Genomic DNA, 4,907 nt, shown 5'->3' with positions numbered 1-4,907 from the left:
CCAGGGCCTCCGGCCGCGCGCCGTGGGCCTCCAGCAGCGCCGCCATGGCCGCGAAGCCCGATAACCGCGCGACCGTATGCACGGGCCGCTTGGCGTAGGCGTGAAGCGTCCCGGCGTCCGCGCCGCGCTCCAGCAGCCATCGCGCGCGGTCCAGGTGGTTCTGGCCGACGGCGTTCCCCAGCAGATAGTCCAGCGTCGAGCAGCCCAGGCCATCGCCCAGGCGGTCGGGTCCCTGGACCCGCCAGTCGTCGAGCTTCCCCGCCGCGTCGGCGTGGCGCCACAGAATGTCGTACCAATGGGTGTCGGCCCCCACGATCGACACGTCGTACAGCGACTGGGAGTCGTAGGCGTCCGCCCCCGCCGCGATCAGCAGGGCGACCATCGCCTCGGCTTGCGGATGGCTGGATTTCGCGCCTTCGCCCAGGCCGATCGCCCCGGTCAGCACCTTGAACGGCGTCTCCCAGTCGTCGGTGAAGCCGAAGTTCGGATCGGCCCCGGCGTCCAGCAGCAGGCGGGCCATGGCCAGGCCGTTGACGTCGTCCAGCCGGCCGTAGGCGACATGCGCCAGGGCCGTCCAGCCGCGCGACGGATCCACGCGCCGGGCGGCGTCCGGGTCGCGGGCCAGATGCCGCTCGACCGTCGCCAGATCGCCGGCGGCGGCGGCCGTGAACAGGCTGTCGGTCGCCAGGTCGGGATGGCGCTTGAGAATGCGACGGGCGATAGCTGGCTCGCCGTCCCACCCGTGGCGAAGGATCGCCTCGATCCGCTGGGCGCGGCTCTGGCGTTCGATGGCCAGGTCGTCGACGGCGCCCTTGAGGGCGATCCAGCTCTCCTGGCCATATTCGCGGGCCAGGGCGTGATGAATGTCGCGCAGAGACGGTTCGGCCGGCGCGTCCGGCCAGACGGCGGTGAGGCGGGCGCGGGCGTCCGCGGCGCCGGCGCGCAGGGCCTTCAGCCACCGCTTGGCGTCCTTGCGCAGGGTCTCGATCCGAGTTTTGGGCGTGAGCGCGCGGCTCATGGCAAACCTTCCTTCCCATGGCCGATCGTCCGCTTACGAAGGCCGGAAGAAGGGTTCGTAAGACTTCAGGTCTGACTGGACGGGAGGATCTCCCTTGCCGCGGACAGGCGGCGCTCCAGGGGCGCGCTGGGCTTATGGAAGCCTCATACTCCCCGAGCCGTCAACCGGCGTCCGCGCTCTACCCCAGGCGCTTCATCGCGATGATCTTCACCGGCGGGTTCAGCATCTGGCCCTTCATGGCCGGGACGGTGGCGGGGCCGTCGGTGCGGCCGGCGAGGATCTTCTTCACGACGTCCATGCCCGACACCACCTGGCCAAAGACCGCGTAGCCGGCGTCGGCGTCGCTCTTGCCTGGCTTGGCGTCGAGATAGGGCTGGGGGCTGGCGCAGATGAAGAAGTCGGCCGTGGCGGTGCCCGGCGCGTCGCGACCCATCGAGATCGCGCCCGCCTTGTGGCGCAGGCCCGTCTTCAGCGTGCTCTCGTGGGCGATGGCCGGCATCCGGCGGGAATAGGGCTTGGGCGCGCCCTGGATCGAGCCGCCGCCGGGCTCGCCCTTGGCCCGGTTGGCGCGGAAGAAGGCGCCGCCGTCGTAGCGATGGCGGTCGACATAGGCCAGGAAGTTGGCCGAGGTGATCGGCGCCTTCTTGTCTTCCAGCTCGACCACGATCGTCCCCTTGTCGGTCTCGATCGCCACGCGCGGCTTGCCGGCGGCGAGAGCGGGCGAGGCGAGGGCCAGGAGAAGGGCGCCGCCCAGCATGGCGCGGCGGGCGATCCGGGAAACGGTCATGTCGGCGGCTCTCGTTGCGAAGGTCGGCGACAGGCTTAGCGCTTCGAGGGGCTGGAAAGAAGGGGAGGACCACGCCGGCTTGGGGGGCGTCGGGGCGGGGTCCTCCCCAAGGCATGGACTCCTCGGCCTTACGCCGTGGTGTCCACCCGAAGACCCGTGCCTTGAGCCGGCGCGGCCTTGATGGCGGCGGTCTTGCCGCCGTCGTCGGCGTCGCCGTCACGGTCGGGCCCTCTTTCGAGGGCTTCGGGCGCGCGCACGGCCATTTGAGGACGGACGGCGGAGAGGCTGGAGACGTTCATTTTGAACACCCTTTGTTGTGACGGTCCGAGCTTGACCGTCGGGTGCAGGGACGACACGCGGGGCCAACCGCCTCAAGCGTGAGGTTGCGACAACCCGTCGCGTCCAGGGCAAGAAAGTGACCGCTATCAAATTTGCGGCTCGCGAGAGTCGCGTTCGCTGAGCTAGGGTTGCTCAAGCATGGGCGACCGCGGGGGAACGCGGCGCGATCAAGGGGGAGGAGTTGTCGATGGGGGCTGAGGTCCAGGCCGCGTCCGGCGAAGCGAAGCAGGGCGGGGGACGCGATGTGCTGGTGATCGGGGCGTCGTCCCTGGGCACGGTGTTCGAGTGGTACGACTTCTATCTCTACGGCTCGCTGGCGCCGATCATCACCAGCCATTTCTTCTCGGGCGTCAACGAGACGACCGGCTTCATCCTGGCTTTGCTGGCCTTCGCGGCGGGCTTCGCGATCCGGCCGCTGGGCGCGGTGATCTTCGGCCGGCTGGGCGACCTTTGGGGCCGCAAGAACACTTTCCTGATCACCATGCTGCTGATGGGCCTATCGACCTTCGTGGTCGGCCTTTTGCCTTCCTACGCCCAGATCGGCGTGGCCGCGCCGATCGCCCTGGTGGTCATGCGCCTGGTCCAGGGCCTGGCGCTGGGCGGCGAGTACGGCGGGGCGGCGACCTATGTCGCCGAGCACGCGCCGGCGGGTAAGCGGGGCTTCTACACCAGCTGGATCCAGACGACGGCGACCATCGGGCTCTTCCTGTCGCTGGCCGTGATCCTGGCCACGCGGACGCACCTGGGCGAAGACGCCTTCAAGGCCTGGGCCTGGCGCATCCCGTTCCTGGTGTCGCTGCTGCTGTTGGGCGTCTCGCTGTGGATCCGCCTGAAGCTGCACGAGAGCCCGACCTTCCAGCGGATGATCGCCGAGGGGAAGGGGACCAAGAAGCCGCTGGCCGAAGCGTTCGGTCAGTGGGCGAACCTGAAGATCGTGCTGCTGGCGCTGGTCGGTCTGACGATGGGCCAGGCGGTGGTCTGGTACACCGGCCAGTTCTACGCCCTGTTCTTCCTGGAGAAGGTGCTCAAGCTGGACGGCGCCCAGGCCAACCTGCTGGTGGCCGCGGGCCTGCTGATCGGCACGCCGTTCTTCGTGATCTTCGGCTGGCTGTCGGACAGGATCGGCCGCAAGTGGATCATCCTGGCCGGGTGCCTGCTGGCGGCGGCCACCTATTTCCCGATCTTCAAGGCGCTGACCGTCGCGGCCAACCCGATGCTGGCCCAGGCCGAGGCGGCCGCGCCCGTCACGGTCTCGACCGACCCGGCCACCTGCGCCTTCCAGTTCGACCTGATCGGCAAGGCCAAGTTCAACAGCCCTTGCGACGTGGCCAAGGCCGCGCTGGCCAAGGCCGGGGCGCCGTATCGCGTGATCGACGCTGGGGCCGGCGCGCCGACCACGGTCCAGGTCGGCCGCGTCACCCTGTCGGGCTTCGATCCGGCCGGCGCGACGGGCAAGGCCTTCGCCGCCGCGCGCAAGGCCTGGGAAGGCGAGCTGGCCGACCAGTTGAAGGTCGCCGGCTATCCGGCCAAAGCCGACGCCAAGCGGGTCGACCAGCCCAAGGTCGTGGGCCTGCTGGCGCTGCTGGTCATCTACGTGACCATGGTCTACGGCCCGATCGCCGCCATGCTGGTCGAGCTTTTCCCGACGAGGATCCGCTACACGGCCATGTCACTGCCCTACCACATCGGCAACGGCTGGTTCGGCGGCTTCCTGCCGACCACGGCTTTCGCCATCGTGGCCGCGACCGGCGATATCTATTCTGGGCTCTGGTACCCGGTGATCATCGCGGCGGTGACCGCGGTCGTCGGCGGGCTTTTCCTCAAGGACACGCGGAATCGTCCGATCGAGGACTGATTGGCGACTCCGCCCGGTCAGGCGATGATCAAGCGGCGGGCATTCGGCGTCGGCGACGGCGCTGGCGGCCTCGCCGGCTTGCCAACCCGCGCGCGATGGGCTTGGCTGCGCCCCGAGGGGAGCGTTCATGGCGCAAGAGGATGAAGATCGGCGCGCCTGGTTCCGGCGGGAAATCCTGCCGCTGGAACCGGACCTGCTGGCCTATGCGCGGCAGTTCTGCCGCGACGGCCAGACCGATCCGGAAGATCTGGTCCACGAGACCTTCGCCCGCGCCATCGCCTGCAAGACCTGGCGCGAGGTCAGCAATCCGGGGGCGTTCTGCACCCGCATCCTGCGCAACAGCGCCCTCGACGCCCTGCGCCGGCGCAAGGTGCTGACCATCACCGCCGTCGCCGATTTCGATCGCATCGAACCGATCGACGAGGCCCCCGGCGCGCACAGCATTCTTGAGTCGCGCGAGGAGCTGCGCGCGCTGGCCGAGGCGATCGCCGAACTTCCGACACAGTGTCGCCGCGTCTTCACGTTGCGAAAAGTTTATAGCCTCTCGCCGGAGGAGATAGCGGTTCGGATGGGGCTGTCCGTCTCTACTGTTGAGAAGCATCTGGTGAAGGGTCTGCGCTCCTGTTCCGACAAGCTCGGACGGCGTATCGGACGCAAGAGCAGGGTCGACGAAGGGCGCTCATGGGGCGGGAGACGGGATCACGACGCGAAGCGGTGAGGCTGGCGGCCGCCCAGTGGGTGGTCCGGCTTGACGCCGCGACGTGCTCGGACGCCGATCGCGCCGCTTTCGAGGCCTGGCGCGGCGAGAGCTGCGAGAACGAGGCCGCCTTCGAGCGCGAGGCCGTCGCCTGGGAGCGGATGGAGCGTCTGCGCGCGTACCGGCCCGGCCAGGGCGTCCCCGACCGCGA

General features: G+C 69.3%; 6 protein-coding genes. 3 read left to right on the top strand and 3 right to left on the bottom strand.

All coding sequences use genetic code 11. From position 1 onward, the window contains the following. The 3 genes from FCU40_RS22550 to FCU40_RS22540 all read right to left on the bottom strand — a co-directional run. The coding region (locus FCU40_RS22550; RefSeq protein WP_206677369.1) for a hypothetical protein at positions 1-1,018 on the bottom strand (1,018 nt) is incomplete at its 3' end. 178 nt (positions 1,019-1,196) lie between these two features. Continuing rightward, positions 1,197-1,805, bottom strand: coding sequence for a peptidylprolyl isomerase (locus FCU40_RS22545; RefSeq protein ID WP_004622700.1), 609 nt, complete (start codon positions 1,803-1,805; stop codon positions 1,197-1,199). A gap of 128 nt (positions 1,806-1,933) precedes the next feature. Next, positions 1,934-2,104 (bottom strand): hypothetical protein, encoded by a 171-nt coding sequence (locus FCU40_RS22540; protein ID WP_165570628.1) that lies wholly within the window; start codon positions 2,102-2,104, stop codon positions 1,934-1,936. A 227-nt stretch (positions 2,105-2,331) separates the two neighbouring features. On the opposite strand from FCU40_RS22540, the gene FCU40_RS22535 reads away from it, so the two are divergent. The 3 genes from FCU40_RS22535 to FCU40_RS22525 all read left to right on the top strand — a co-directional run. Further along, positions 2,332-3,999, top strand: a complete 1,668-nt coding sequence (locus FCU40_RS22535) for an MFS transporter (protein ID WP_168078034.1) — start codon at positions 2,332-2,334, stop codon at positions 3,997-3,999. A 127-nt stretch (positions 4,000-4,126) separates the two neighbouring features. After that, a complete protein-coding gene (locus FCU40_RS22530) occupies positions 4,127-4,717 on the top strand; it encodes an RNA polymerase sigma factor (RefSeq protein ID WP_004622697.1) in 591 nt (196 codons plus the stop codon). Next, on the top strand, positions 4,681-4,907 hold a 227-nt coding region (locus FCU40_RS22525; RefSeq protein ID WP_168078032.1), incomplete at its 3' end, for a DUF4880 domain-containing protein. The genes FCU40_RS22530 and FCU40_RS22525, both read left to right, overlap by 37 nt.

The sequence above is a fragment of the Caulobacter sp. SSI4214 genome (assembly GCF_012184455.1).
GTDB classification, from domain to species: domain Bacteria; phylum Pseudomonadota; class Alphaproteobacteria; order Caulobacterales; family Caulobacteraceae; genus Caulobacter; species Caulobacter vibrioides_E.
Note: the sequence above shows the minus strand (reverse complement) of the source record. Positions and strands in the feature narration are given on the sequence as shown.

Coding starts and splice junctions, on each gene's coding strand:
- FCU40_RS22535 (WP_168078034.1), top strand. CDS start 2,332: ATGGGGGCTGAGGTCCAGGCCGCGTCCGGCGAAGCGAAGCAGGGCGGG.
- FCU40_RS22540 (WP_165570628.1), bottom strand. CDS start 2,104: ATGAACGTCTCCAGCCTCTCCGCCGTCCGTCCTCAAATGGCCGTGCGC.
- FCU40_RS22530 (WP_004622697.1), top strand. CDS start 4,127: ATGGCGCAAGAGGATGAAGATCGGCGCGCCTGGTTCCGGCGGGAAATC.
- FCU40_RS22545 (WP_004622700.1), bottom strand. CDS start 1,805: ATGACCGTTTCCCGGATCGCCCGCCGCGCCATGCTGGGCGGCGCCCTT.